Annotated in this window: 26 protein-coding genes; 11 read left to right on the top strand and 15 right to left on the bottom strand. The window is 69.4% G+C overall.

Features of this window, described 5'->3' with window-relative positions:
- Window positions 1–118 precede the first annotated feature (118 nt).
- Window positions 119–589 (top strand): Lrp/AsnC family transcriptional regulator, encoded by a 471-nt coding sequence (locus tag OG555_RS22515; protein ID WP_328523403.1) that lies wholly within the window; start codon window positions 119–121, stop codon window positions 587–589.
- Here OG555_RS22515 and OG555_RS22510 read toward each other — a convergent pair.
- The gene (locus OG555_RS22510; protein WP_132150562.1) at window positions 586–1,230 is read right to left on the bottom strand and encodes an IclR family transcriptional regulator; all 645 of its coding nucleotides are present in this window, start codon (window positions 1,228–1,230) and stop codon (window positions 586–588) included. The genes OG555_RS22515 and OG555_RS22510 overlap by 4 nt on opposite strands.
- Before the next feature lie 55 nt (window positions 1,231–1,285).
- Between OG555_RS22510 and OG555_RS22505 the strand changes: the two genes are divergently transcribed.
- Entirely contained in the window at window positions 1,286–2,041 is a 756-nt protein-coding gene (locus OG555_RS22505) for a hypothetical protein (protein WP_329474492.1), read from the top strand.
- Here the strand turns inward: OG555_RS22505 and OG555_RS22500 are convergent.
- On the bottom strand, window positions 2,038–3,270 hold the full coding sequence (locus OG555_RS22500; protein ID WP_329474491.1) for an MFS transporter: 1,233 nt from the start codon (window positions 3,268–3,270) through the stop codon (window positions 2,038–2,040). The two genes, OG555_RS22505 and OG555_RS22500, sit on opposite strands and share 4 nt — an antisense overlap.
- Before the next feature lie 29 nt (window positions 3,271–3,299).
- On the bottom strand, window positions 3,300–4,061 hold the full coding sequence (locus OG555_RS22495) for a phytanoyl-CoA dioxygenase family protein (RefSeq protein ID WP_329474490.1): 762 nt from the start codon (window positions 4,059–4,061) through the stop codon (window positions 3,300–3,302).
- A 116-nt stretch (window positions 4,062–4,177) separates the two neighbouring features.
- Between OG555_RS22495 and OG555_RS22490 the strand changes: the two genes are divergently transcribed.
- Window positions 4,178–4,822, top strand: coding sequence for an AraC family transcriptional regulator (locus OG555_RS22490; RefSeq protein WP_329474489.1), 645 nt, complete (start codon window positions 4,178–4,180; stop codon window positions 4,820–4,822).
- A gap of 14 nt (window positions 4,823–4,836) precedes the next feature.
- Complete coding sequence (locus OG555_RS22485) at window positions 4,837–5,382, top strand: NUDIX hydrolase family protein (RefSeq protein ID WP_329474488.1); 546 nt, start codon at window positions 4,837–4,839, stop codon at window positions 5,380–5,382.
- 13 nt (window positions 5,383–5,395) lie between these two features.
- Here OG555_RS22485 and OG555_RS22480 read toward each other — a convergent pair whose 3' ends face one another.
- Window positions 5,396–6,124: an SDR family oxidoreductase gene (locus OG555_RS22480; protein WP_329474487.1), complete on the bottom strand. Its 729-nt coding sequence runs from the start codon at window positions 6,122–6,124 to the stop codon at window positions 5,396–5,398.
- A 100-nt stretch (window positions 6,125–6,224) separates the two neighbouring features.
- Here OG555_RS22480 and OG555_RS22475 point away from each other — a divergent pair, with 100 nt between their 5' ends.
- Complete coding sequence (locus OG555_RS22475) at window positions 6,225–7,064, top strand: helix-turn-helix transcriptional regulator (RefSeq protein ID WP_329474486.1); 840 nt, start codon at window positions 6,225–6,227, stop codon at window positions 7,062–7,064.
- Between the two features lie 9 nt (window positions 7,065–7,073).
- Here the strand turns inward: OG555_RS22475 and OG555_RS22470 are convergent, their stop codons facing one another.
- Window positions 7,074–8,876 carry a DEAD/DEAH box helicase gene (locus OG555_RS22470; RefSeq protein WP_329474485.1) on the bottom strand — a complete coding sequence of 601 codons (1,803 nt, stop codon included), beginning with the start codon at window positions 8,874–8,876 and terminating at the stop codon, window positions 7,074–7,076.
- 139 nt (window positions 8,877–9,015) lie between these two features.
- Between OG555_RS22470 and OG555_RS22465 the strand changes: the two genes are divergently transcribed.
- Window positions 9,016–9,282, top strand: coding sequence for a DUF3039 domain-containing protein (locus OG555_RS22465; protein ID WP_329474484.1), 267 nt, complete (start codon window positions 9,016–9,018; stop codon window positions 9,280–9,282).
- A gap of 9 nt (window positions 9,283–9,291) precedes the next feature.
- On the opposite strand, the gene OG555_RS22460 is transcribed toward OG555_RS22465, so the two are convergent.
- The 6 genes from OG555_RS22460 to OG555_RS22435 form a co-directional block, all read right to left on the bottom strand.
- Window positions 9,292–9,849 (bottom strand): YqgE/AlgH family protein, encoded by a 558-nt coding sequence (locus OG555_RS22460; RefSeq protein ID WP_328523413.1) that lies wholly within the window; start codon window positions 9,847–9,849, stop codon window positions 9,292–9,294.
- Window positions 9,850–9,856: 7 nt separating this feature from the next.
- Window positions 9,857–10,237 (bottom strand): VanZ family protein, encoded by a 381-nt coding sequence (locus tag OG555_RS22455; RefSeq protein WP_329474483.1) that lies wholly within the window; start codon window positions 10,235–10,237, stop codon window positions 9,857–9,859.
- A gap of 13 nt (window positions 10,238–10,250) precedes the next feature.
- Window positions 10,251–11,681, bottom strand: coding sequence for an NAD-dependent malic enzyme (locus OG555_RS22450; protein ID WP_329474482.1), 1,431 nt, complete (start codon window positions 11,679–11,681; stop codon window positions 10,251–10,253).
- Window positions 11,682–11,841: 160 nt separating this feature from the next.
- Complete coding sequence (locus tag OG555_RS22445) at window positions 11,842–12,987, bottom strand: CaiB/BaiF CoA transferase family protein (RefSeq protein WP_329474481.1); 1,146 nt, start codon at window positions 12,985–12,987, stop codon at window positions 11,842–11,844.
- 46 nt (window positions 12,988–13,033) lie between these two features.
- Complete coding sequence (locus tag OG555_RS22440; RefSeq protein ID WP_329474480.1) at window positions 13,034–13,978, bottom strand: alpha/beta fold hydrolase; 945 nt, start codon at window positions 13,976–13,978, stop codon at window positions 13,034–13,036.
- Window positions 13,975–15,798 (bottom strand): hypothetical protein, encoded by a 1,824-nt coding sequence (locus OG555_RS22435; protein ID WP_329474479.1) that lies wholly within the window; start codon window positions 15,796–15,798, stop codon window positions 13,975–13,977. Before OG555_RS22435 ends, OG555_RS22440 begins: the two co-directional genes overlap by 4 nt.
- Window positions 15,799–15,872: 74 nt before the next feature.
- On the opposite strand from OG555_RS22435, the gene OG555_RS22430 reads away from it, so the two are divergent.
- Window positions 15,873–16,625, top strand: a complete 753-nt coding sequence (locus OG555_RS22430; RefSeq protein WP_329474478.1) for a MerR family transcriptional regulator — start codon at window positions 15,873–15,875, stop codon at window positions 16,623–16,625.
- A 516-nt stretch (window positions 16,626–17,141) separates the two neighbouring features.
- Window positions 17,142–17,363: a hypothetical protein gene (locus OG555_RS22425; protein WP_329474477.1), complete on the top strand. Its 222-nt coding sequence runs from the start codon at window positions 17,142–17,144 to the stop codon at window positions 17,361–17,363.
- Window positions 17,364–17,453: 90 nt separating this feature from the next.
- Here OG555_RS22425 and OG555_RS22420 read toward each other — a convergent pair whose 3' ends face one another.
- The 3 genes from OG555_RS22420 to OG555_RS22410 are packed head-to-tail and all read right to left on the bottom strand — an operon-like array spanning window position 17,454 to window position 20,474.
- Window positions 17,454–17,648: a hypothetical protein gene (locus OG555_RS22420; protein WP_329474476.1), complete on the bottom strand. Its 195-nt coding sequence runs from the start codon at window positions 17,646–17,648 to the stop codon at window positions 17,454–17,456.
- A complete protein-coding gene (locus OG555_RS22415; protein WP_329474475.1) occupies window positions 17,645–18,961 on the bottom strand; it encodes a hypothetical protein in 1,317 nt (438 codons plus the stop codon). The genes OG555_RS22420 and OG555_RS22415 overlap by 4 nt, the downstream gene beginning before the upstream one ends.
- A 55-nt stretch (window positions 18,962–19,016) precedes the next feature.
- Window positions 19,017–20,474: a flavin-containing monooxygenase gene (locus OG555_RS22410; RefSeq protein WP_329474474.1), complete on the bottom strand. Its 1,458-nt coding sequence runs from the start codon at window positions 20,472–20,474 to the stop codon at window positions 19,017–19,019.
- Between the two features lie 72 nt (window positions 20,475–20,546).
- Here OG555_RS22410 and OG555_RS22405 point away from each other — a divergent pair, with 72 nt between their 5' ends.
- Together OG555_RS22405 and OG555_RS22400 are read left to right on the top strand one after the other, a co-directional pair.
- Window positions 20,547–21,200 carry a TetR/AcrR family transcriptional regulator gene (locus OG555_RS22405; RefSeq protein WP_329474473.1) on the top strand — a complete coding sequence of 218 codons (654 nt, stop codon included), beginning with the start codon at window positions 20,547–20,549 and terminating at the stop codon, window positions 21,198–21,200.
- A gap of 18 nt (window positions 21,201–21,218) precedes the next feature.
- Window positions 21,219–21,677 carry an HIT family protein gene (locus tag OG555_RS22400; RefSeq protein ID WP_329474472.1) on the top strand — a complete coding sequence of 153 codons (459 nt, stop codon included), beginning with the start codon at window positions 21,219–21,221 and terminating at the stop codon, window positions 21,675–21,677.
- Between the two features lie 23 nt (window positions 21,678–21,700).
- Here the strand turns inward: OG555_RS22400 and OG555_RS22395 are convergent, their stop codons facing one another.
- Window positions 21,701–22,312, bottom strand: coding sequence for a maleylpyruvate isomerase N-terminal domain-containing protein (locus OG555_RS22395; protein WP_329474471.1), 612 nt, complete (start codon window positions 22,310–22,312; stop codon window positions 21,701–21,703).
- 206 nt (window positions 22,313–22,518) lie between these two features.
- On the opposite strand from OG555_RS22395, the gene rox reads away from it, so the two are divergent.
- The gene (gene rox / locus OG555_RS22390; RefSeq protein WP_329474470.1) at window positions 22,519–23,946 is read left to right on the top strand and encodes a rifampin monooxygenase; all 1,428 of its coding nucleotides are present in this window, start codon (window positions 22,519–22,521) and stop codon (window positions 23,944–23,946) included.
- The last annotated feature ends 22 nt before the right edge of the window (window positions 23,947–23,968 follow it).

Raw genomic sequence — 23,968 nt, 5'->3', positions numbered from 1 at the left:
GAGCCTCGTGGTGGGGAGGCAGGTTGCGCAACAGTTCCTTGTTTCACTGCGCAGGTTGTTCAGTATGCTGGGGTGACTGCTGGACTATTTGGTCAGCCTGACCACTGCGGGAGGTGCCATGTCGGTGGATGCGCTGGACGCCCGGATCCTGGGGCTGTTCGCGGCCGAGCCGCGGGTCGGCGTACTCGAGGCGTCGCGGCGGCTCGGGGTCGCGCGAGGCACTGTGCAGGCCAGGCTCGACCGGCTGCAGCGTGACGGTGTCGTCCGCGGCTGGGGGCCGGACATCGACACGACCGCGATCGGCTATCCAGTGACGGCGTTCGCGACGCTGCAGATCGAGCAGGGCTCGGGCCACACGGCCGTGGCAGCGGCACTGGCCCGGATCCCGGAGGTGCTCGAGGTGCACACGATCACCGGCGCCGAGGACCTGTGGTGCCGGATCGTCGCCCGCTCGAACGCGGACCTCCAGCGGGTGATCGACCAGGTCGTCATCGTCCGCGGCATCCAGCGAGCATCCACAGTGATCGCGCTGGCCGAACAGATCCCCCACCGGGTGCTGCCCCTGGTCGAGGCGGCGACGAAGAACTAAGCGAGACGCTTGGCGACTTCTACCGCCGCGCGGGCCACGCGAGGGCCCACGAAGTCGCGGTCGAGCTTGCCGAGGACGACGACGCCGATCGAGGCCTCGACGCCCGGTACGCCGAGGACCGGGGACGACACGCCCTGCGCGCCGGCCTGCAACTCCCCCGACGTGACCACGAACGGCCGCCCGGCCGGGTCGGGTTTGCGGCGTCCGGCCAGGATCGCCTTGCCGGCCGCGCCCTGGTCGAGGGCATGCCGCGAGCCCATCCGGTAGGAGACGTGGAAGTCGGTCCAGCTCGGCTCGATCACCGCGATCGCGAGCGCCTCGTCGCCATCGGCCACGGTCAGATGAGCCGTCGCACCGGTGTCCTCCGCGAGTGATCGCAGCACCGGCAGCGCTGCGTCACGGAGCGTTGGCTGAACGCGACGGCTGTAGTGCAGCACAGCCAGACCGAGGCGCGCCCGGCCTTCACTGTCACGGCGGACCAGGCGGTGCAGCTCGAGGGTGTTCACCAGGCGGTAGACGACGGTCCGGCTGACTCCCAGCGCGGCTGCCAGTTCGGTGATCGAGAGACCGTCCGGAGCGTCCGCCAGCAACTCGAGGACAGTGAGTCCCCGGTCGAGCGTCTGAGAGGTCTCCGCGGGCACCTCCGAAGAGTATCCGTTTTTCGGGCGCGGCCCGATGGCCCCGTATCTTGCTGCCGTGCGAAATTACTGGGCGCTCCTCCCCGCCGTCGCCGTGATCGTGGTGCTGATCCTGGTCTATGCCGTTCCGACCCTGATCAATCCGCAGTGGACCAGCTCGATCCTGGCGCTGTTCCGCCAGCACCCGGTGGACCTGCAGGCGACCCAGGACGAGGCTCAGCGGGCGGCCGGCGTGCTCGGCCCGCAGCAGATCAGGTCGCGGCGGATGCTCGCCGCCGCGATGGTGGTCGGCGCGGTCGCCCTGATCGGTTTCAACGTGTCCCTGAACCGGGAGGCGAACGGCTGCCACATCGCGGCCCGGGCGTTCGGCGCGGTCGAGGGCGATGGCAAGGACGCCAAGGACCCGTGCATCAACATGATCTTCGGCAGCTTCTTCGGCGACGGCACCGGAACGACCGAGGAGACGAAGCCGCAGCCGGTTCTGTCGTACCAGCTGGTCCGGAAGAAGCACCCGACCTACCTCCAGTGGATCCAGAACGCGCCGGACTACAAGGAGGCCGACCTGCTCATCGGGACCAGCCTCGAGTGCAACGGGGACCTGCGGGTCGAGGAGGGCGACGACAAGATCTCCGTGCTGGTCGACAGCGACTCGCCGTGCCCGCCCGCGACCGAGGTCGAGCTCACCGCGATCAAACTGAAGAAGCCGCTCGGCGACCGCAAGATCGTCACCGTCGACGACCAGCCGATGCAGCAGATCGACCCGGACGTCGACTCCTGGCCGACCGTGCTCAAGAAGCTGGTGACCGGCGGCTAGCTCAACGCGCGGACCTGCGAGTCGTACTCGCGGAAGGGCCGGTTGCGGGCCAGCAGGATGAGCAGGCCGACGATGCAGACGGTCGCGCCGCCGAGCAGCGCGATCGTCGGGGTGGTGAGGGACGCCGCCGTACCCGCGACGAAGTCACCCAGGCGCGGTCCGCCGGCCACCACCACGATGAAGACACCCTGCAGTCGCCCACGCATGGCGTCCGGAGCGGCGGACTGCAGGATGGTGTTGCGGTACGCCGAACTCACCATGTCGGCCGCCCCCGACAACGCGAGCAGCCCGACACCCAGCCAGATCGTGCGCGACAGACCGAACAGACCGACCGCCGCGGCGTACACCGTGATCGCGACGACGATCGCCACGCCCTGACGACGCACCCGGCTCACCCAGCCGGAGAACAGCACGCCAACCAGAGCGCCGAGCGCCGGAGCCGCCTGCAGGACACCGACGGTACGAACGCCGCCGGCGAAGAACGCGCCCGCCACGGCCGGGAACAACGCGCGGGGCTGGGCGAACACCATCGCGAGGATGTCCGCGAGGAACGTCGCCAGCAGCGCCGGCGCCGCCCGCAGGAACGTGAACCCCTCGAGCACCGACCGCAGCCCGGCCCGCCGGACCAGTCCCGTCGGCGGCACCGGCGGCAACCGGAACAGTGCGTACAGGGCCGCGGTGAACGTGATGACGTCGACCAGGTACGCCGCCGCGAACCCGTGCCAGGCGATCACCGCCGCACCGAGCAGCGGCCCGGCGGTGAAGCCCAGGTTGAACGCGGCCTGGCTGAGCGTGTTCGCGGCCGGCAGCAGCTCGGGCCGGATCAGCCGCGGGATGATCGCGGACCGGGCCGGGTTGTTCACCGCGAAGCACGCCGACTGGCAGGCCACGACGGCGTACAGGATCCACACCTGGTTCCAGTGCAGCTGCGACTGCAGCACCAGGATCATCGAGAGCAGCCACAGTCCGGATGACGAGACGAGCGCGAGGGTACGCCGGTCGATCGCGTCGGCCATCGCCCCGCCGTACAGGCCGAAGACGATCAGCGGCACCAGTGCGCACAACCCGACCAGCCCGACCGCGAACGTGGAGTGCGACAGCGCGTACACCTGGATCGACACGGTCACCGCGGTCATCTGCTGGCCGAGCTGCGACACCGTCGACCCGACCCACAACCGCCGGAAGTCCGCTGACTCCTTCAGCGGGCGGATGTCAGTCAGCAGCGGCACTCTGACAACTTATGTCATAGCGTGAAGTATCAGACCCGCGGGAAGTGTTCGTCATCGAACGGTTCGCCTACGGTCAGGCCGAGACCGTCGGTGACGACATGGCCGACACCGGTGTACGTGGTGGCCGCGTCGATGTAGATGGCGACGTGGGCGATGCGCGGATCGTCGGTGAGGTTCGGCGTCGCGGAGTGGGCCAGGTAGGCGTTGTGGAAGGTGCAGTCCCCTGCCCGCAGGGGGATCGTCAGCCGCTCCTCCCAGCGCAGGTCGGGCGCGGCCCGGAACATGTCGTCCCGATCGGCCAGATCCTGGCTGCGCAGATCCTGGTGGCGCTGCGAGCCGGGGATGAACGTCATGCACCCGCGCTCCACCGGTACATCGACCAGCGCGACCCACGCCGACAGCGAGGCCCGCGACCCGGCGTGCGGCCAGTACGGCGCGTCCTGGTGGAACTCGGTCGCCGCGCCGTTGTGCGGTGGCTTGATCAACAGCTGGTCGTGCCAGATCCGCACCGGCACCCCGGCCAGCGCGGTGGCGGCCGCGGCGAGCCGCGGGTCGAGGGTGAGCTCCCGCAGTACGGCGTCGTCCCGCCAGACGTTGACGTGCTGCTTGAAGATCGGCGACCCGTTCGCGTAGTCGTCCGCCGACGCGCTCGCCGCGATCGCGGCGTCGCGGAACCGGGCCGCCTCCTCGGTGCTGATGATGTTCCGGATCCGGACCACGCCGTCGCGGCGATAGGCCGAAATGGTCTCTTCATCCAGTACCGCGGGTGCCGTAGGGTCGGTCGTGGTCATCGGTGTGCTCCTCGAAATCCGTTGCCGGGAAGGTCCTTCCAGCCTGCGGTGTACCGGCCGTGGATGACAGGCAGTGGTTGACCAAGACTTGACCGATCTTGACCTGTGAGGTGCGCGTGCACAACGTTCTGAGCAGCGAGGTGTTCCCCGACCAGCGTCTCCCGGTCGCCGGTGAGCGGCTCGAGCTGGTCGCCGACGTCGCGCCGCACAGCCACGCGTTCTTCGAGATCGCGGTCGTCGTCGCGGGCCGGGGTACGCACGTCTCGGCCGCCGGCGAGGTGACGCTCCAGCCCGACTCGGTCGTCGTGCTGCGGCCGGGCGAGTGGCACGGGTACACCGACTGCGCCGGGCTGGTGGTGCGCAACGCGTACCTCGGTCCGGACGTCTTCGGGCTGCTGTCCGGCGCCCTGGTGCCCGGCGGACGAGCGTCGTACCCGGCCCATCCGGCGGTCCAGCAGGCGATGCGCTTGCTGGAGGCAAGCATCGACGAGCCGTGGACGCTGGACCGGCTCGCCGCGCTCGTCAACCTCGCGCCCGGGTATCTGGTCCGCTTGTTCGGCCGGACCGCGGGGATCTCCCCGATCGCCTACCTGGACCGCCTCCGCGCCGAGCGGGCCGCGGGCCTGCTGATCGAGACCGAACTGCCGATCGCGACCGTCGGCGCGATGGTCGGCTGGCACGACCCGAGCCACGCCAGCCGCCGCTTCCGCGCCACCTTCGGCCTCAGCCCCTCCCGCTACCGCTCCACCTTTCGACCGTAGGCAAAGATGGGGCCATGACGTCGCTGCGTACGCCTGACCCGAACCCCGGCTGGCTGTCCGAGTTCGCGCTTGCCGAGACCCGCTCGCGGGTCCCGATCCTGTACGTCGAGGCCGTCCCGGCCCGCGTCGACACCTTCGGCCAGATCGAGCAGATCGGGGTGCTGCTGCGCAGCTCGGCCGCAACCGGCGAGATCACCCGGACGCTGGTGTCCGGCCGCGTCCTGCACGGCGAGTCGATCCGCGACGCGCTCCAGCGCAACATCGAGAAGGACCTCGGCCCGGCAGCGTTCCCCCGGCTGCCGGTCAGCCTGGTGCCGGCCACGGTCGCCGAGTACCTCCCGTTCCCGGGCGTTTCACAACTGCACGATCCCCGCCAGCACGCGGTCGCGCTCGTGTACGTCGTACCGGTCACCGGCGAGTGCGACCCGCGCCAGGACGCGCTCGAGCTCACCTGGCTGACGCCGGCCGAGGCCCTCCAGCCGAGCCTGCTCGCCGACCTCGAGGGTGGCCGCGGGCAACTGCTCAAGCAGGCCCTCGCCTGGTCCGGCGCCATCGTCTAGCCTCGCGCCCGCGTCACCACGGCAGGCGGCCCGCTTCCGCGTGCACCTCGCCCGTCGCTCCGTCAGAGCCCAGGGTCGCCAGCCGGACCGCCACGGCGGCGCCCTCCGCGGGCGTGCGCGGCGCGTCCGAGCCACCCATGTCCGTCGCGCAGTTCCCGGGGTCGGCGGCGTTCACCAGGATCCCGGTAGCACGCAGCTCGTTGGCCAGCATCACCGTGACCATGTTCACCGCAGCCTTCGACGAGTTGTAGCCGAGCGTCAGTACGGTCGACATCCGCGACTCCGGATCCCCGACCTGAGCGAACGACGCCAGTGACGTCGACAGATTGACGATCCGCGCCTGCCCAGCCCGAGACAGCAGCGGCAACAGCGCCTGCGTCACCGAGACCAGCCCGATCACGTTGGTCTCGAACGCCGACCGCAGTACGCCGGACTCCACTCGCGACACCGCGTCGTCACCGACCGGGATGATCGCGGCGTTGTTCACCAGTACGTCGAGGCGCCCGTACGTGCTCTCGATCTCCTCGGCCGCGGACCGCACCGACTGCTCGTCGGTCACCTCCAGCTGGATCCCGGTCGCATCGAGGCCCTCGGCAACCAGTTCCTTGGCGGCGGCCTCGCCGCGGGCCAGGTCTCGCGAGCCCATCAGCACGGTGAACCCGGCCTGCCCGAGCTGCCGTGCGATCTCCTTGCCGATGCCCTTGTTGGCGCCCGTGACGAGCGCGATCTTGTGCGTGGTCATGCGGTCAGGCTGCTGCGGTCCGGCGTACCGAGGCAGAGCGAGTTGAGCCTGGGATCGGCAGTCCCTGGTTGCGGTTGGCGACGGCTGCGATTCTGGGTTCATGGATCGGGGACAGCTCGCGGAGTTCCTGCGCCTCCGACGGGAGGCGTTGCAGCCGGCCGATGTCGGTCTGCCGGCGGGCCTGCGGCGACGGACGCCGGGGCTGCGGCGGGAGGAGGTCGCGAGCCTCGCCACCATGTCGACCGACTACTACACCCGGCTCGAGCAGGGCCGCGGTCCACGCCCGTCCCGCGCGGTGCTGACCGGCCTGGCCCGCGCACTGCGGCTGTCCGACGACGAACGCGATCACCTGTTCCGGCTCGGCGGCGAGCAACCCGGTCCGCCTCCGGGTCCACCGGCCGACGTGCGGACCGGCGTACTGCGGATGCTGGCGCGGCTCGACGTACCAGGGCTCGTGCTGGACGCGAAGTACGACGTCCTCGCGTGGAATCCACTGGCGGCGGCGTTGATCACGGACTTCTCCGCCCTGCCGCCGCGGGACCGGAACCTGCTGCGCCTGCGGTTCCTGACCGACCGGCAGACCCGACTGTTCGGCGAGGACGCGACCCGGGAGTTCGCGCGGGAGGCGGCCGCCGACCTGCGGGCCGCGACCAGCACCTACCCGGACGATCCGGCCATCGCCCGGCTGGTGACCGATCTGCTCGACGGCAGCGCGGAGTTCGCGGCGATCTGGGCGCGGCACGAGGTGGGCCGTCAGCAGACCCTGTGCCAGACGATCCTCCACCCGGAGGTCGGCCGGATCGACGTGATCTGCGAGGTCCTGGTCATCCCGGAGCGCGATCAGCGCGTCGTGCTGTACACCGCCGACCCCGGCTCCCCGTCCGACCAGGCGCTCCGGCTCCTCGAGGTGATCGGCACCCAGGAACTGACCCGAGGCTGAAGGCCTGGGTCAGGCGCGGCGTTGAGTGGCCCAGTCACGGATCAGCTCGATGCGTTCCTTGAGCTGGGTGGAGGAGGCGTGGGCGGCGGCGGGGCCGCCTAGTTTGCGGCGGAGGTCGTTGTGGATCACGCCGTGCGGCTGGCCGGTGCGGTGGTGCCAGGCGGCGACCAGGCCGTTCAGCTCGCGGCGCAGGAGGGCGATCTGCTCGTGGGTGGCGAGCTCGGTCGGCGTGGGGTCCTCGCGCTCCTCGGCCGCCCCGCGCCGGGTCCGCTTCTGCGCCGCCAGCGACTTCGCCTGCCGTTCGCGCAGCAACTCCCGCACCTGATCCGGCTCCAGCAACCCGGGCAGGCCGAGGAAGTCGAGCTCCTCGTCGGAGGCCTGATCGCCACCGGTCCCGTAGTCACCACCGTCGAACACGACCCGGTCGAAGCTCGCGTCCGACCCGAGCGCCTCGAACTTCGCGTCCAGTTCGTCGCTGGCCGCCTCGGTCTGGTTCGCCTTGGCGAGCAGGTCGTCCTCGAGAGCGAAGATGTCGCCGTCCTCGTTGCTGTTCTTCCGCCCGAGCACGTGGTCCCGCTCGGCCTCCATGTCGGCTGCGAACCCGAGCAGCCGGGTCACCGACGGCACGAACACCGACGCCGTCTCGCCCCGCTTCCGGGCCCGCACGAACCGCCCGACCGCCTGCGCGAAGAACAGCGGCGTCGACGTCGGCGTCGCGTACACCCCGACCGCGAGCCGTGGCACGTCCACACCCTCGCTGACCATCCGGACCGCGACCATCCACCGCGAGTCCCCCTCGGAGAACCTCGCGATCTTCTTGCTCGCCGCCTTCTCGTCGGACAGCACCACGGTCGGCGCCTCGCCGGTCAGCTCCCGCAGCGTCTTCGCGTACGCGCGGGCCGTGTTCTGATCACCCGAGATCACCAGCGCGCCCGCATCCGGCATGTGCCGCCGGACCTCGGTCAGCCGCTTGTCCGCGGCCGCCAGCACCGCCGGCATCCACTCGCCTGCCGGGTCCAGCGCCGTACGCAGGGCCTGAGCCGTCAGGTCCTTGGTCAACGGTTCACCCAGCCGGGCCGCGACCTCGTCCCCGGCCTTGGTCCGCCACCGCATCTCACCGGAGTAGGACATGAAGATCACCGGGCGTACGACGTGATCGCGCAGAGCGTGACCGTACCCGTAGGTGTAGTCCGCTTTGCTCCGCGCGACGCCGTCCGGCCCGTGCTCGTACGTGACGAACGGGATCGGGTTGTCGTCACTGCGGAACGGCGTACCGGTCAGGCACAACCGGCGGGCCGCGGGCTCGAACGCCTCCCGGACACCGTCACCCCAGCTGAGCGCGTCGCCACCGTGGTGCACCTCGTCCAGGATCACCAGCGTCTTGAACCGCTCGGTCCGGACCCGGAAGGCCAGCGGGTTCACCGCGATCCCGGCGTACGTCACCGCGACGCCCTGGAAGTCCTTGTTGGTCTTGCCGCGCCGGCCGGCGAACGCCGGGTCGATCGCGATCCCGGCCCGATCGGCCGCCTCGGCCCACTGGACCTTCAGGTGCTCGGTCGGCGTCACCACCGTGACCCGCTCGATCTGCCGCCGGTGCAACAACTCGGCGGCCACGGTCAACGCGAACGTGGTCTTACCGGCTCCTGGGGTCGCCACGGCGAGAAAGTCCCGCGGCTGCTGGTCGAGATAAAGCTTGAGCGCCTCCGCCTGCCAGGCCCGCAGCTTGCTCGCGGTCCCCCAGGCGGCACGGTCCGGATACGCCGGCGGAAGCACGGCTGGTCCAGCTGGCACGCTCGAATCCACGGACGGCATACTCCCCCGTTAGTCGACTGTCGGCCGTGCAGGAACGTTACCTGACTTCGCCGGCAAACCTCGACCGGCGTGTCGCGGTACGGGCGGTCTGTGGAGAAAGTTCCCGGGTTCGCTGGAGTTGCGTTCTACACTTTGGGGCATGAGTACTCAGCTGACCCCTGGCGCCGAGACGGTCGTCGACGAGCGGACCCAGCCGTCGCTGGAAGAGCCCGGCGATCACGAGCGGTTCTCGCACTACGTGCCGAAGGACAAGCTGACCGAGGCGATGGTGATGGGCACGCCGGTGGTCGCGCTGTGCGGCAAGGTGTGGGTGCCGAGCCGAGACCCGCAGCGCTTCCCGGTCTGCCCGGAGTGCAAGGAGATCTGGGACTCGCTCAACCCCGGTGACGGCGGCGGCGAGGAGTAGGCCCGGACCTCAGTTCAGGGTCGGATCGTCCGGGTACGTCGCCAGGTACGCCATCTGATCGTTCTGGCGGCGGAGCACCCGGCGCCACAGGGTGTCCGGGTGCAGGCTGAACACGTCGTCGGGTTCGGACTCGACGACGTACCAGGCGCCCTCGGTGATCTCGCCCTCGAGCTGCCCGCTGGACCAGCCGGCGTACCCGGCGAAGATCCGCATCCGCTGGATCGCGCCCTCGAGCAGTGCCGGCGGTACGTCGAGGTCGATCAGCCCGATCCGCCCGAAGCACTCCCGCCATCCGGGCGGGTCCGCGGACTCGATCACCTCCGCGACGGCCAGCGCGCTGTCGGTGCCGACGGGACCGCCCATGAAGAGCACGCCCGGCTCGTTCACCGTGGTGGACCAGTCCGGGAGCACCCGGTCCACGGCCAGGTCGGCCGCGCGGTTCACCACCACCCCCAGCGCGCCGTCGTCGTCGTGATCCAGCAGCAGGATCACCGACCGGCGGAAGGGCGGCTCGTCGAGCAACGGGGTCGCCACGAGCAGCGAACCGGTCAGGGTCGTGGCCGTCATGACTCCATCATGTCGTACGACGGAGCACTCGGAAGGCCAGCCAGGCACCGAAAGCAACACCGGCGAGGTCCGCGATCGCGTCGAACGGATCGCCGTCGCGTTGCGGCAGCAGGTAGTGCTGCACGATCTCGCTGACAATCGCGTTCGCGACCAGTGCCGCCAGCAACCAGCGCGCCTGTACTCCGACCTTCAGCCCGAGGAATGCGACCGACGCGAACAGGAGGAAGTGCGCGATCTTGTCCACCTGCGGGATCCCGACGTGCGGACCAGCCTCCCGCGGCGCGTAGACGCCGTACAACTGCAGCACGCAGGCGGCGACGAAGCCGATCCGCCACGCCCACACCGTCACTCGCGACCCGGCCGTCGCCCCCGTCAGAGTAGATGTCACCCAACCACCGTACTCAGAGCGCCGGAGAGTCGTCCGGGAAGCTCTCGGCCGCCGGGGCCTTGCCGCCGGCCGCGTCGCGGACGGCGTGCGCGATGATCGTGTGCACCTCCGGGTGGAACACGCTGGGCACGATGTAGTCCGCGTTCAGCTCGTCGTCGGTGACGACACCGGCCAGCGCCTTCGCGGCGGCCAGCTCCATCTGGATCGACACCTTCGACGACTGCGCGTCGAGCAGACCGCGGAAGACGCCCGGGAAGACCAGCACATTGTTGATCTGGTTCGGGAAGTCGCTGCGCCCGGTCGCCACCACGGCCGCGTGCTCGTGCGCCGCGGCCGGGTCGACCTCCGGGTCCGGGTTGGCCAGCGCGAAGACGATCGCGTCCTTGTTCATGGTGGCGATGTCGGCGCCGGTCAGGATGTTCGGCGCGGAGACGCCGATGAACACGTCCGCCCCGCTCAGCGCACCCTTCAGGTCACCGCTGTACTTCGCCGCGTTGGTGTTCTCCGCGATCCAGCGCAGCTCCGGCGACAGCCCGTCGCGTTCGGTGTGGATGACGCCGGCGATGTCGGCGACGATCGCATCCCGCACGCCGGCCTCGATCAGCAACTTCAGGATCGCGGTGCCGGCCGCGCCCGCGCCGGACAGCACCACGCGGACCTCACCGATGTCCTTGCCGACCACGCGCAGCGCGTTGAACAGCGCCGCCAGCACCACGACCGCCGTACCGTGCTGGTCGTCGTGGAAGACCGGGATGTCCAGCTCCTCGCGCAGCCGCCTCTCGATCTCGAAGCAGCGCGGCGCGGAGATGTCCTCCAGGTTGATCCCGGCGAACCCGGGTGCGATCGCCTTGACCACCTGGATGATCGCCTCGGTGTCCTGGGTGTCCAGGCACAGCGGCCACGCGTCGATCCCGGCGAACCGCTTGAACAGCGCCGCCTTGCCCTCCATCACCGGCAGCGCGGCCTTCGGGCCGATGTTGCCCAGCCCGAGTACGGCGGAACCGTCGGTGACCACCGCGACACTGTTGCGCTTGATCGTCAGCCGGCGCGCGTCGTCCGGGTTCGCCGCGATCGCCAGGCAGACCCGCGCCACCCCCGGGGTGTAGATCATCGAGAGGTCGTCGCGGTTGCGGATCGGGTGCTTGGCCTCCATCGAGATCTTGCCGCCGAGGTGCATCAGGAACGTCCGGTCCGAGACCCGGGCGATCTCGACACCCGGTACGGCCCGCATCGCCTCGACCAGCCGGCCGGCGTGCTCGGTGTCGGCCGCGGCGCAGGTGACGTCGATCCGCAGCCGCTCGTGGCCGGACGCGGTCACGTCGAGTGCGGTGACCAGACCGCCGGCCTGCTCGACCGCGGTCGTCAGCTTGCTCACCGTCGAGCCACCCGCGGGCACCTCGAGGCGAACGGTGATGGAGTACGAAACACTCGGCAAGGCAGTCACGCGGGTGATCCTCTCATGTCACTGGTAAGCCCTGGAGGTTACGTACGTAATGTGCATGACAGATCAGCTCCGGACCGCCAGGCCATCACAACCGAGCGCCGACGGCACGACCGATCCTCGCGGTTACCGGGGAACGCCAATTGTGATGGCGTGGCGGTACCTACTCCTCCAGCCAGGCTCTGACCGACTCGTTGTGCTCGCCGAGTCGTGGCGGTGGGAGGTTGGTCTCGCGGGCACCGGCGTACGGCTGGTCGTCGAAGCGTAGCGGCGGACCGGGGAGCTGGATGCGGCCGAGCGTCGGGTGGTCGACGTCGATCAGCAAGCCCTGGGACAGCGTCTGCTCCCACTCGTAGACCTGCTGGAAGTCGCGGACCTTCCCGGCCGGAATCCCCTTGTCCGCAAGGCGTTCCAGCCACACGTCCGCCGACTCGGCCGCGAACGCCGTCTCGATCGCAGCCGTCAGCTGGTCGCGATGCGCCACCCGCTGCGCGTTGACCGCGAACCGTTCGTCCTCCGCATCGAGCCCGACGATCGGCGCGAACGTCCGCCACTGCCCCTCGCTGCCGACCGCGACCTGGATGCTGTCGTCGGCGGTGCGATACATCCCGTAAGGCGCGATCTGGGCATGGTGATTGCCGACCCGCTCGGGCAACTCGTGGGCCACCGTCCACTTCGTCCCGTGGAACGCGTGTACGCCGATCGTCGACGCGAGCAGGCTGGTCCGCACCACGCGGCCCTTCCCGGTGATCGATCGCTCGTGCAACGCCGCCAGCGCACCATACGCGCCGTACATGCCGGCCAGCAGGTCCGCGATCGGTACGCCGACCTTCGTCGGCTCGAACGCGCCGGTGATGCTCATCAGACCGCCTTCGCCCTGCGCGATCTGGTCGTACCCGGCCCGCCCGCCGTCCGGACCGTCGTGCCCGAAGCCGGTGATCGACAGGATCACCAGGCCTGGGTTGAGCTCGTGCAGCTGCCTGGTGGAGAACCCGAGCCGATCGAGCACGCCCGGCCGGAAGTTCTCGATCAGGACGTCGGCCTTGCGGACCAGCTTGGTCAGGAACTCCTTGCCCTGATCCGATTTGAGGTCGGCGGTCACCGATTCCTTGTTCCGGTTCGCGGACAGGTAGTACGTCGACTCCCCTTCGACGAACGGCGGTCCCCAGCCCCGGCTGTCGTCCCCACGCTCGGGCACCTCGACCTTGATCACCCGCGCGCCGAGGTCGCCGAGCATCATCGCCGCGTGCGGCCCGGCCAAGGCTCTGGTGAGGTCGACGACAACGACATCGGAGAGGAGGTTCTGCACGCCGCCACCCTAGGCGAGGACACGCGGAGCAGCCGTGACGCGACTCTCAGGCTGACGCCTTGCGCGCCAGGGAGGCCAGGCGGTGGGTCACGTCGCGGGGGCGTTCCTGCATGAGCATGTGGCCCGCGCCGGGGTACATCCACAGGCGTGCGGTCGGGAGCTCCGCGGCCATCCGGTTGGCGTGCCGGGGCGGAAGGAGCCGGTCGCGGGTCCCGTGCATGATCTCGACCGGCACCTGGTCCAGCACCTTCAACGCGTGCGACCGCTCGTGCTGCAGGATCGCCTCGAAGAACCCGCCGTACGACGGCCCCGGCACCGCAGCCAGGTCCGCCAGGAACAGATCCACCTCGGCCGGGTCGACCTTCTTGCCGAACACCAGCTGCTGCAACGCGGGCCGCTGCAGCCGGGCCGCCAACGCACGCGATGCCAAGGCCCGGCGAGCGGCCCGCTTGGCAGCTGCGCGGCGTTCGATCCGGGCGCTGACCAGCTTCATCGCGCGGGGAGCGACCACCGCAGTTGCGGGGTCGAGACGTCTGGGGATGCCGAAGGCGCCCTCCGCGATGTGACCGGACGATGTGCTGACCAGGGCGGCGGCCCGGATTCGGGAACCGAAGAGGTCGGGTTGCGCGTCGGCGAGGGCCATCAGGGTCATGCCGCCCATCGAGTGACCGGCGTAGACGACCGGGCCGTCGCCGACCACGGTGTCGAGCACCGTCACCAGGTCGTCGGCCAACTGCTCGATCCGCATCGAACCCGGCGGCGCCGCGTCCGACCGCCCATGGCCGCGGTGGTCGTAGCTGACGACGCGTACGGCGTCCGGTCCGAGGATCCGCGGCAGGTCCTCGACCTGGTTGTGCCACGACCGCGTCGAACACGTCCACCCGTGCACGAGCAGCACCGTCACCGGCGCGTCCACAGGTCCGGTCGTCTCGACGTTCAGCCGTACGCCGTCCGGCGTCGTCACACCCGACCGCTCCAACTCGATCGTCACGCACTCTCCCGTTCCCGCTCGTCGGCGGCCAGATGAGCCGCACGCAACCGCCCACCACGGGCTCCCCGTCCGACCAGCCAGGCGATCCCGGCGAGCTCGAGCAGCCCGACCACGCCCAGCAGGGCGTAGCCGCCGTTCCACATCCATCGTGGCACGTCGGTCCGCTCCTCGCGCCGCAGCACCTGTTGCTCGTTGATGAACTCGACCGGCTGCCCGTTCGACACCTGCACCGCCGGCTTCTCGATCGCCGCGTCCGCCGGCGCGTACACCCACGTCGCCACCAGGTCCCGCTGCCCCCGGTGCAGCCGGATCATCGACTTCCACTTCCCGTACATCGGCAGCGGGTCCGCCGACCGGTAGGTGCCATCGGCAACCTTCACCATCGGGTGCAGGACCATCCCGCCACCCTGCCAGGCCATCGCCGAGAACCACCGTGCACCATCGGCCGCATCACCCGGCCGCAGCGCGACCGTGACGTACGCCGTCGGCTCGGCCCCCGTGGCCACCCGCTCCAACGACACCGTCCCGGACACCCCGGGCGCGGCCGACCGCGGCACACAGAAGAAGACCACAGCCAGTACGGCGATCAGCCCGACGGCCCCGAGTTGGTGCGTACGACGGACCACGGCCGGCCGGGTGTGCCGGATCCCGACCGCACGTCGATCCCCCGCAACCTCGGCGTACCGGGTCGCGACCCAGGCTCCGACCAGACCCGCGCCGGCCCCGACGACAACGCCGTACCCGAGGGCTGACGGGAGCATCGACGACGGCCACGCGATCGGCATCCAGACGTGACTCCAGGCGTACTCCGCGACCACGCCGACCGTGCCGATCAGGATGCCGGCGACGAGCCCGAGGCGGAAGCGCCTCTTGTTGCCCAGGGCAAACGCCACCACCTCGACCAGGATCGCCTCGATGATCAACAGCGGGAAGTGGCCGACGATCTGCCCGAGCGGCTGTGCGACGGCCCAGGCGATGCCGCCGCGGATCACCAGATACACCGCGAGCGCGGCGAACGTCGTACCGGGACCGCGCCGCGCCCGCAGGATGGTGAACCCCATCGCGGCGCCGAACACGATCAGGATCGGCTGCAGGATCAACGGGAACTGCGGCACCCCGTAGTTGAACTCGGTGCTGAACAGGTCCCACGCGATCAGCAACGCGCCGACCGACACGATCTCCTGGAACAAGCGACGCTTGTTGAGGCCGATCAACTGCTCCACCTCCGCCAGCGCCAGCAGTCGCGCGAAGATCGAGAACACCACGCCGCCGATCATCAGCAAATGGGTCGGACCCCACAGCGTGACGTCCTCGCCGAACAGGCGGTGCCACAGATCGTCCAGCGGGAACCCGACCAGTGCGAACGTCCCGCACACCGTCACGAGCGCCGCGCTGCAGGGGATCCGCCAGCCCTTGGTCAGCTTGATCGTGCGGGCCGGCAGCGGCTTGCCGGCCAGGGCGATCGGCAGGACGCCGGAGACGATCACGCCGAGGATGCCGAAGAAGATCGGGTAGTGCGCCGGCGTCCCGAACGGTCCGGTGTCACGGCCGCGGTCGATGTGCACCGCGATGTCCCACCAGACCCCGAACGCGCAGGCGAGCAGCGACACGGCGTGCACGTACGGCGTCAGCGCGGCCCATCGGGGGACTCCGTCCAGTCTCCCGATGGTGTCCGCAAGCCGCCCTACCAGCGTGACGCGCCCGGTCCGTTCCCGCCACAGCAGGACGGCGAGTGCGACGTACATCAACGAGACCAGACCGGTGACGATCGCGATCTGGTCGAACGTCGCCGTACCGGTGGTCGCCAGTGGGATCGCCATGAACGGTCTCCTTAGATCCTTCATCGCTGATGTTACATCGACTATGTAACGTTGAGTCTGGAAGACTGTCAAGGGTGGACCAGAAGCCGGACGAGGACCTCACCGTCGACCAGCTCGCCGCCAAGGTGGGTATGACGGTGCGGAACGTGCGCGCGTACGCCGGGCGCGGCCTGATTCCGCCGCCCCGCCTGGCCGGCCGGACCGGGTACTACGACCAGGACCACGTGGCCCGGCTCACCCTGGTCCGCGAGCTGCTCGGCAAGGGCTACACGCTGGCCGCGGTCGAGCGGATGATGAGCGAGCTGCCCGACGGCGCGCTGGCGCTGGGCGTCGTCGAGACCCTGGTGAACCCGTGGACCCCGGCCGAGCCCGAGGTGCTCGACGAGTTCCAGCTGGCGGAGCGGGCCGGCGTACCGCACGATCCCGCGGTGATCGACCAGCTCGTCGAGCTCGGGATCGCCGAGCGCCAGGACGACGGCCGGCTCCGGATCTCGAACCCGGACCTGCTCCGCACCGGCCTCGAGGTGATCAAGCTCGGCGTCCCGATGCAGGCGATCTTCGAGATGCTCCCCAAGCTCTTCGCCCAGGCCGACGCGGTCGCGAAGACGTACGTCGAACTGTTCCGCAGCACCGTCTGGCGCGACTTCGCCGACGCCGGCCTCCCCGCCGACGGCTGGCCCGAGATCCAGCGCACCCTGGAAGGCATCATCCCGCTGGCCGGCCAGGCGCTGGTCGCCGCGTTCCGCGAAGCCATGGCCCGCGAGATCGAACAGGTCGCCTACGAAGAACTGGGCCTGGACCCCAAGGGCCTTCCCTCAGCCGGCTAGACCCGATCGCGCGGGTCGGCGTCTGGCGGCGGTTGCGGAGTACCACTGAGGCGAGCCCTGCCCTGAGGACGGCGGCGGCCGCGATCAGGGTCGCACGGCGAGGCCGGCATCACGGCGACCAGGAAGGCGATGAGCACACCCCCGAGCACCATGAACGTAGTCACGATCACCTAGTGCCCGCCCTGCGTACGCCGGAAACCACCGGGCCCGGTCTCGTCCCCTAGTGACCCCTGGACGTATCACCAGGGGTAGCTAGGGACTCAGATAGGTAAAGATCCGCATGTGCAGGACGGGCCTTACTTGGGACTGTTCTCTTACCAGGAACTCGAGGGCGGATCAGTCCCACCGCCCGCAGCAGGCAGGAGCACGACGATGCGTCAGATTCAGATCCGCCGGCGGCCGCGCACCACGACCACGACCACCCGCCGTCAGACCAAGGACCTCGACCTCCGTACGCCGTCCGGCCGCCCGCTGCCGTTCTGATCCAGTCCGCCTGTCCCCCGGAAGCCCACGACCATGAAGCTCAGACTGCACGTCCACCACGCGTTCACCGGCGGCTGGTGCGCCGACATCGACGACGACCTCGACCGCCAGCCCGACGACCCGTACTGGTGCGTCGACCAGTGGCCCACCCTCCAGGAAGCCATCGCCGCCGGCTGCGCCCAACTGGCCAGGCTCGCCACCACCACCCACCTGACCCGAGTCAGCGGCTACGCCGAACACGCCCTCGCTGCGTGAGTGGTCTGTACCGAAGAACGGGTAGTAGTGCCTCCCTCCGGGGGCCGGCAGGCGTGGGCGAGCCATCAACTCCCCCGGCTCGGGCGACCACTACGCGTTCTTCGGTACGGCGTCCTCGGACGGCAGGTCGCCGAGGTCGGCGTCCCTGTCGTCGTGGTCGTCGGGGTCGTCGTCGGGGAGGCTCGCCTCGTTGCGGCGGGCGATCCGGATGAACGCGACGATCAGCACGATCGGCCCGAGCACCATCGCCGTCTCCGGGACACCGCCCATGTGCAGCGCGATCATGACGCCGTCACCAGCGCGATCCCGCCGGCCGTGAACGCGACCATCGCCGCCAGCATCGGGTACTGCGCCCGCCGCAACTGCCGGCGCCGGAACAGTTCGGCAGCACGATCGTGCGCGGACACGACCCCAAGTACGTGTCCGAGCACGATCGCACCGATCTGGACCCCCGCGATCAACCCCGTGCCGAGGAACGCGTAGTCGATCCGCGTCCCGCTCGTGCCGAGCAGATCCCACCCACGCCCGAACGGATCCGTTGCGAGCAGCACACCCTCCTGCCCCTGGAACATCGCGAACGAGAAGTAGTGTGCCACCGCGTACCCGATCGCGATCGGGACCAGCGAATGCACGAACGCCCCCGGCAACCCGGCCGCCCCGACCGCGTCCGACCGGACCCGCACCGATCCCGTCGTCCGCGCCGCCAGCACGAACAACGCCGCGACGATCGCGACCGCAACCATCAGACCGAGCGTGTGTACGACGATGTGCTGCGTCCGACCGAGGTCGCCAGTCAGGCGCGTCCAGGCCGACCACCGCGAGATCCCGTCGAAAGCCGTTGACCCGAGCAACAAACACAGCAGCCCGACGATGCCTGGCTGCCGCGGCATCGTGGCCAGTCCGGCCAGCGGGTTCCGCAGTTCCAGCCGCCCGTCGGCGCCGCGACCGAACGGACTCAGTCGCGCGAGCACTTCGGCGTACACCTCGAAGCTGTCGCCGATCCTGAACCAGGCCGGTCCATAAACGATGCCCGCAGCAACATTCACCAACGCGTAGCCGGTCACGAAGATCGCGACGACGACCGGCTCGGAGCCGTCCGGGTACGCGAGCTCGAGCCAGAGGAAGCCGGCCAGCCCGGCAACCGCCGGCCAGTACGCGATCCCCTCCGGCAACGTCCGGTACGACGACCGCCGGGCCAGGCCCGCGATCGTGCGCAACGGGTTGGCCAGTCGCCAGATCGGGCCGCAGAGCAGGGAGAGCGGGATGATGCCGACCCAGATCCACACGTAGAGCCAGGTCGGGGCCGGGTTCAGCGCCGGCGAGCTGCTGCCGAACCATGCGGCGCCGAGCAGCATCACGAGCGCGGCCAGACCGGCAGCCTTCAGGACCCGGCGCAGCGTGCGATTGTCGACAATCCTCGTGATGACAATCAGCGAGCGCCCAGCGGCGACGTCGAATCGCGGCCGCGACCAGAACGCGGCCAGGGCGAAGAACGAGACTGCGACCGCAGCGCCGGCGGAGTAGATCGCCAGCCAGAGCGGCACCGGCAGATCGCCACGACCGCCGATCCCGTGCAGCGGCAGCAACAACTCCACCACGACAAGGCCCTCCGATCGCCAGGTATCTGACCGATCGAATGTAACACGGACGATGTCACATAGCGAGGGTCTGATACTCCGCAGGGTTGAAGCGCCGGGTCAACTGCCGGAACCGGAACGTGAACGACGGCCAGATCGTGGTGTTGCGGCCCTGCGCGTCGAGGTACCAACTGGTGCAGCCGCCACGGGTCCAGACCGTGTTGCGCATCGACGACCGGACGCCGTCGACGAACGCGCGCTGCACCTCCGGTCGCACCTCGACCTGCCGCAGCCCCTGGGCATCCATCGTCTTCAGGGCATCCAGGATGTAGGCGATCTGGGACTCGATCATGAACACCATCGAGCTGTGGCCGAGGCCGGTGTTCGGGCCGATCAGCAGGAAGAAGTTCGGGAAGCCGGAGACCGCCGTTCCGAGGTGAGCCTCCATGCCGCCGGACCAGGCTTCGCGCAGTGAGAGGCCGTCGCGGCCGTGGACCATGTCCATCACCGGCAGGTCGGTGACCCGGAAGCCGGTGCCGTAGATGATCGTGTCGACCTCGTGCTTCACGCCGTCCTCGGTGACGATCCCGGTCGGGGTGACCTCGGCGATCCCGTCGCTGACGACCTCGACGTTCGGCTGCACGATCGCCGGGTAGTAGTCGTCGGAGATCAGCACGCGCTTGCAGCCCAGGGTGAAGTCAGGGGTCAGCTCGGCCCGCAGCAACGGGTCGCGGACCTGATGGGCGAGATGTTTCTCGGCCATCTTCTGCGCCTGCGTCATGATCGCCGGCAGCTTCGCGAACCCGAGCACCATCGACTCGCGACCCCAGTAGATCGCCGCCCGGGCAACCTTCTGCGCCAGCGGGAAGCGACGGAACACCGCCTTCTCCACCTCGGTGATCTTGCGGTCCGGCCGCGGCATCACCCACGGCGGCGTCCGCTGGAACAGATGCAGTTCCTCGACCTCGGGCTGGATCGCCGGCACGAACTGGATCGCCGACGCGCCGGTCCCGATCACCGCCACCTTCCGGCCGCTCAGATCCAGATCGTGATTCCACTGCGCCGAGTGGAACACCTCACCCTCGAACGACTCGACCCCAGGGAGCTTCGGGTACGACGGTTCCGCGAGCGGACCCATCCCGGACAGCAGCACGTCCGCGACGAACTCACCTTGACTCGTCTGGATCCGCCAGCGACCGTCCTCCCAGCGCGCGGTCTCGACCGCATGCCCGAAGCGGATGTGCGGGCGGATGCCGAACCGGTCGGTGACCTTGCGCAGGTAGTCCTCGATCTCGGGCTGGGGTGAGAACGTCGACGACCACTCCGGGTTGGGCGCGAAGGAGAACGAGTACAGGTGCGACGGCACGTCACACCGGCAGCCCGGGTAGGTGTTGTCCCGCCAGGTCCCGCCGACGTCGTCCGCACGCTCCAGTACGACGAAGTCGTCGTACCCGGCCTGCTTGAGCCTGACCGCCATCCCGATCCCGGCGAACCCGGTCCCGACCACCACGATCCGGTGTTGCGTGGTCTCCATCAGCCCTCCAGTCGAGCCCTCCTCGAGCAACTTACTCCCAGTAAGTTACTCGGAGTCAGTTAGACTACGCAAGTGACCCCGACCACGGACCAGACGGCGGCCGACGTACCGGTGAAGCGGCGGCGCAACCGGGCCGCGCGGGAACGGGAGATCCTCGAGGCGGCGGAGCGGATCTTCGGCGAGCGGGGGTATCAGGGCACGTCGATGGACGACGTCGCCGCCGACGTCGGAGTGTCGAAGCCGCTGATCTACCAGTACTACGGCTCGAAGGACGGCCTGTTCCTCGCCTGCCTGGCGCGACTCCGGACTCAACTGCTGGAGACCGTCGCCGACGCGGTGATGGCTGCCCGCGATCCCGAGGACGCGCTGTACGCCGGATTCGTCGCCTGGTTCCGGTTCCTCGACGACCACCCGCAGGCGTGGTCGGTCCTGATCGACGAGGGCATGCTCTCCACCAACCCGGCCGCCGGCCCCGCCACCGCCGCGACCGACGAGGTCCGCGCCGCCTTCATCGAACTCATCTCCACGATGGTCCGGATGAACCTCCCGCCCGGCCGCACCGCCGACGACGAGGAGATCGAGATCGTTGCCCAAAGCATCTCCGGCGCCACCGAACGCCTGGCCATCTGGCGCAGCCGCACCCCCACCCCACCCACCCCCGAGAAGGTTGCCCGCACCCTCCAAAACCTCCTCTGGCAAGGCCTCCACACCCTCCGCACCCGCTGACCCAAACGGACGTCCTGAATGTTCAATCACGAGCCGGCTGACTACGAATGCCCGTTCTGCCGGCTAGCGTCCGGGGGCGAAGATCACCTGACCAGCCAAGACGACATCGTCCTGCGGGCGGACCGGGCACTTGCGTTCGTCGCCTCGCGTTGGTGGCCGAACAACCGGGGACACGTTCTGGTGGTGCCGACCACGCACCATGAGAATCTCTACGACCTGCCGGCACCCGCTGGCCATGCCGTTCACGACGCCGTCCGCGAGATCGCCATCGCCATTCGTCACACCTATCGCTGCGAAGGCGTCTCCACCAGGCAACACAACGAACCAGCCGGCTACCAGGACGCCTGGCACTACCACGTCCACGTCTTCCCGCGGTATCCCGGTGACAACCTCTACAACACCACCCACCTCCCCGACCCAGCGACCGCAGAAGAACGCCAACCCTACGTACGTCGCCTGCGCGCGCACCTCGCATGAGTGCACTGAGAGCGGAAGGTTGGCTAGTGGTCTGCGAGTGGTGCGCTGTGCCACCGCCACTTGCTGCCGACGTCAGGCAGTCCGGGGAGCGAGATCCGGCCAGTTGCCCATTGGAGCGCGGCCCAGGGATCGACGTCTGCTGAGCCGAGTGACGCGCACTCGGCCTGCCGGTCCGGGAACATGCGGGCGAGGACCCAGGCACAGACGTCCGACGGCGGCGCGAAGGGTAGGCCGAGACCGGCCGCGATGTCGCCGCCGTGGACGAGCAGTTCGATGCAGCCCATGCCGGCGGTTCCCTCGGCGTCGGCCATGCCGTACGGATGGAAACCGCGGTCGGTCGGCTGTGCCGCGCGTACGACGGCCGACAAGAGGCGACCGCAGGCCTCGAGGAGTTCCAGAACCTGGGCAGTGGTGGAGTCCTCGATGGCGCGGGAGAAGAAGCGCACGTAGTGCGAGGGAGCACGGCTGGCGAGCTGCATCGCGTAGGCCAGTTGGCAATGCGCGACGTGCTCAGCGGTGAAACGGCACGACCAGTCGAGCGAACCCGCTGGTGTCTGCCAGTCCCGATCAATCGCAGGCGTGAGCGCCGCCACCACGCTGTCGACTGCCCGATCCAGCTCGTCGGTCGCTTGCAACGAAATTCCTTCGGTCGTCGGGCCGGACACGACAAAGGCAAGGAGTCACGAACTCCTTGCCATATACAGGATATAGCGCACCTGGGGACTTGCCGCAAGGCCCGGGTCGTGCTGGAGAATCACCAGCCGGAGTCAGAAACCCGCAGAAACAAAGGACTTGCGGAGTGACTGGCGGACGAAGCCAATCTGGTGAATCGGGGTTTTTCGTGATTGACGTGATCATTGCCGGTGGCGGACCGACTGGCATGATGCTGGCGAGTGAGTTGCGGCTGCACGGCGTCCACGTGGTTGTGGTGGAGAAGGACGTGGAGCCGACCAAGATCGAGCGCTCGACCGGATTGCACGTGCGCAGCATCGAGGTGATGGACCAGCGCGGATTGCTGGAGCGGTTCCTCGCCCTCGGGAAGCAGTACCCGGTCGGTGCGTTCGTCGGCATCCGCAAGCCGCCGCCGGACCGGCTGGACACCGCGCACGCGTACATCCTCGGCATCCCGCAGACCACGACCGACCGCCTGCTGGCCGAGCACGCCGCCGAGGTCGGCACCGAGATCCGGCGCGGGTGCGAACTGGTCGGGCTGAGCCAGGACGACGACGGCGTCACCGTCGAGCTGGCCGACGGCACGCAGCTGCGTTCGCGCTATCTCGTCGGCTGCGACGGCGGCCGCAGTACGGTGCGCAAGCTGCTCGGCGTCGCCTTCCCCGGCGAGCCGAGCACGGTCGAGACACTCCTGGGAGAGATGGCGTTGGCCGCGTCGCCCGAGACACTGGCCGAAGCGAACGAGGAGATCCGCAAGACCCAGCTGCGGTTCGGCACCGCGCCCGTCGAGGACGGGTTCTACCGCGTCGTCGTACCCGCTGAGGGATTGGCCGAGGACCCCCGGGTCCCGCCGACTTTCGAGGAGGTCAAGCAGCAGTTGCGAGTGACCGCGGGCACGGACTTCGGCGCGCACTCACCGCGCTGGCTCTCCCGCTTCGGCGACGCCACCCGGCTGGCCGAGCGCTACCGGACCGGCCGCGTCCTGCTGGCCGGCGACGCGGCCCACATCCACCCGCCGGCCGGCGGGCAGGGCCTCAACCTAGGCGTCCAGGACGCGTTCAATCTCGGATGGAAGCTGGCGGCCGAGGTCAACGGCTGGGCGCCCGAGGGCCTGCTGGACACCTATCACACCGAACGGCACCCGGTCGCCGCCGACGTCCTGGACCTCACCCGCGCCCAGATGGAACTGATGGCCCTCGAGCCAGGTCCCCAGGCCGTACGCCGACTGTTGACGCAACTCATGGACTTCGACGACGTCCACCGCTACCTGGTCGAAAGGCTCACCGCGATCGGGATCCGCTACGACTTCGGAGCGGGAGACGAACTCCTCGGTCGCCGTCTCCGCGACGTACACCTCGAACGCGGCCACCTCTACGCCCAGATGCACAGCGGCCGAGGTCTACTCCTCGACCAAGCCGGCAAACTCTCGGTCGAAGGCTGGGCAGACCGGGTCGACCACATCGTCGACACCACTGCGGAACTCGACATCCCCACAGCGGCGCTCCTACGCCCCGACGGCCACGTCGCCTGGATCGGCGAAGACCAGCAGGACCTGGTCACCCATCTCTCCCGGTGGTTCGGCCCCGCCACCACCTGACCCACGGCCGCTCGCCGAAGGT

This window comes from Kribbella sp. NBC_01484 (assembly GCF_036227145.1).
GTDB lineage: Bacteria > Actinomycetota > Actinomycetes > Propionibacteriales > Kribbellaceae > Kribbella.
Note: the sequence above shows the minus strand (reverse complement) of the source record. Positions and strands in the feature narration are given on the sequence as shown.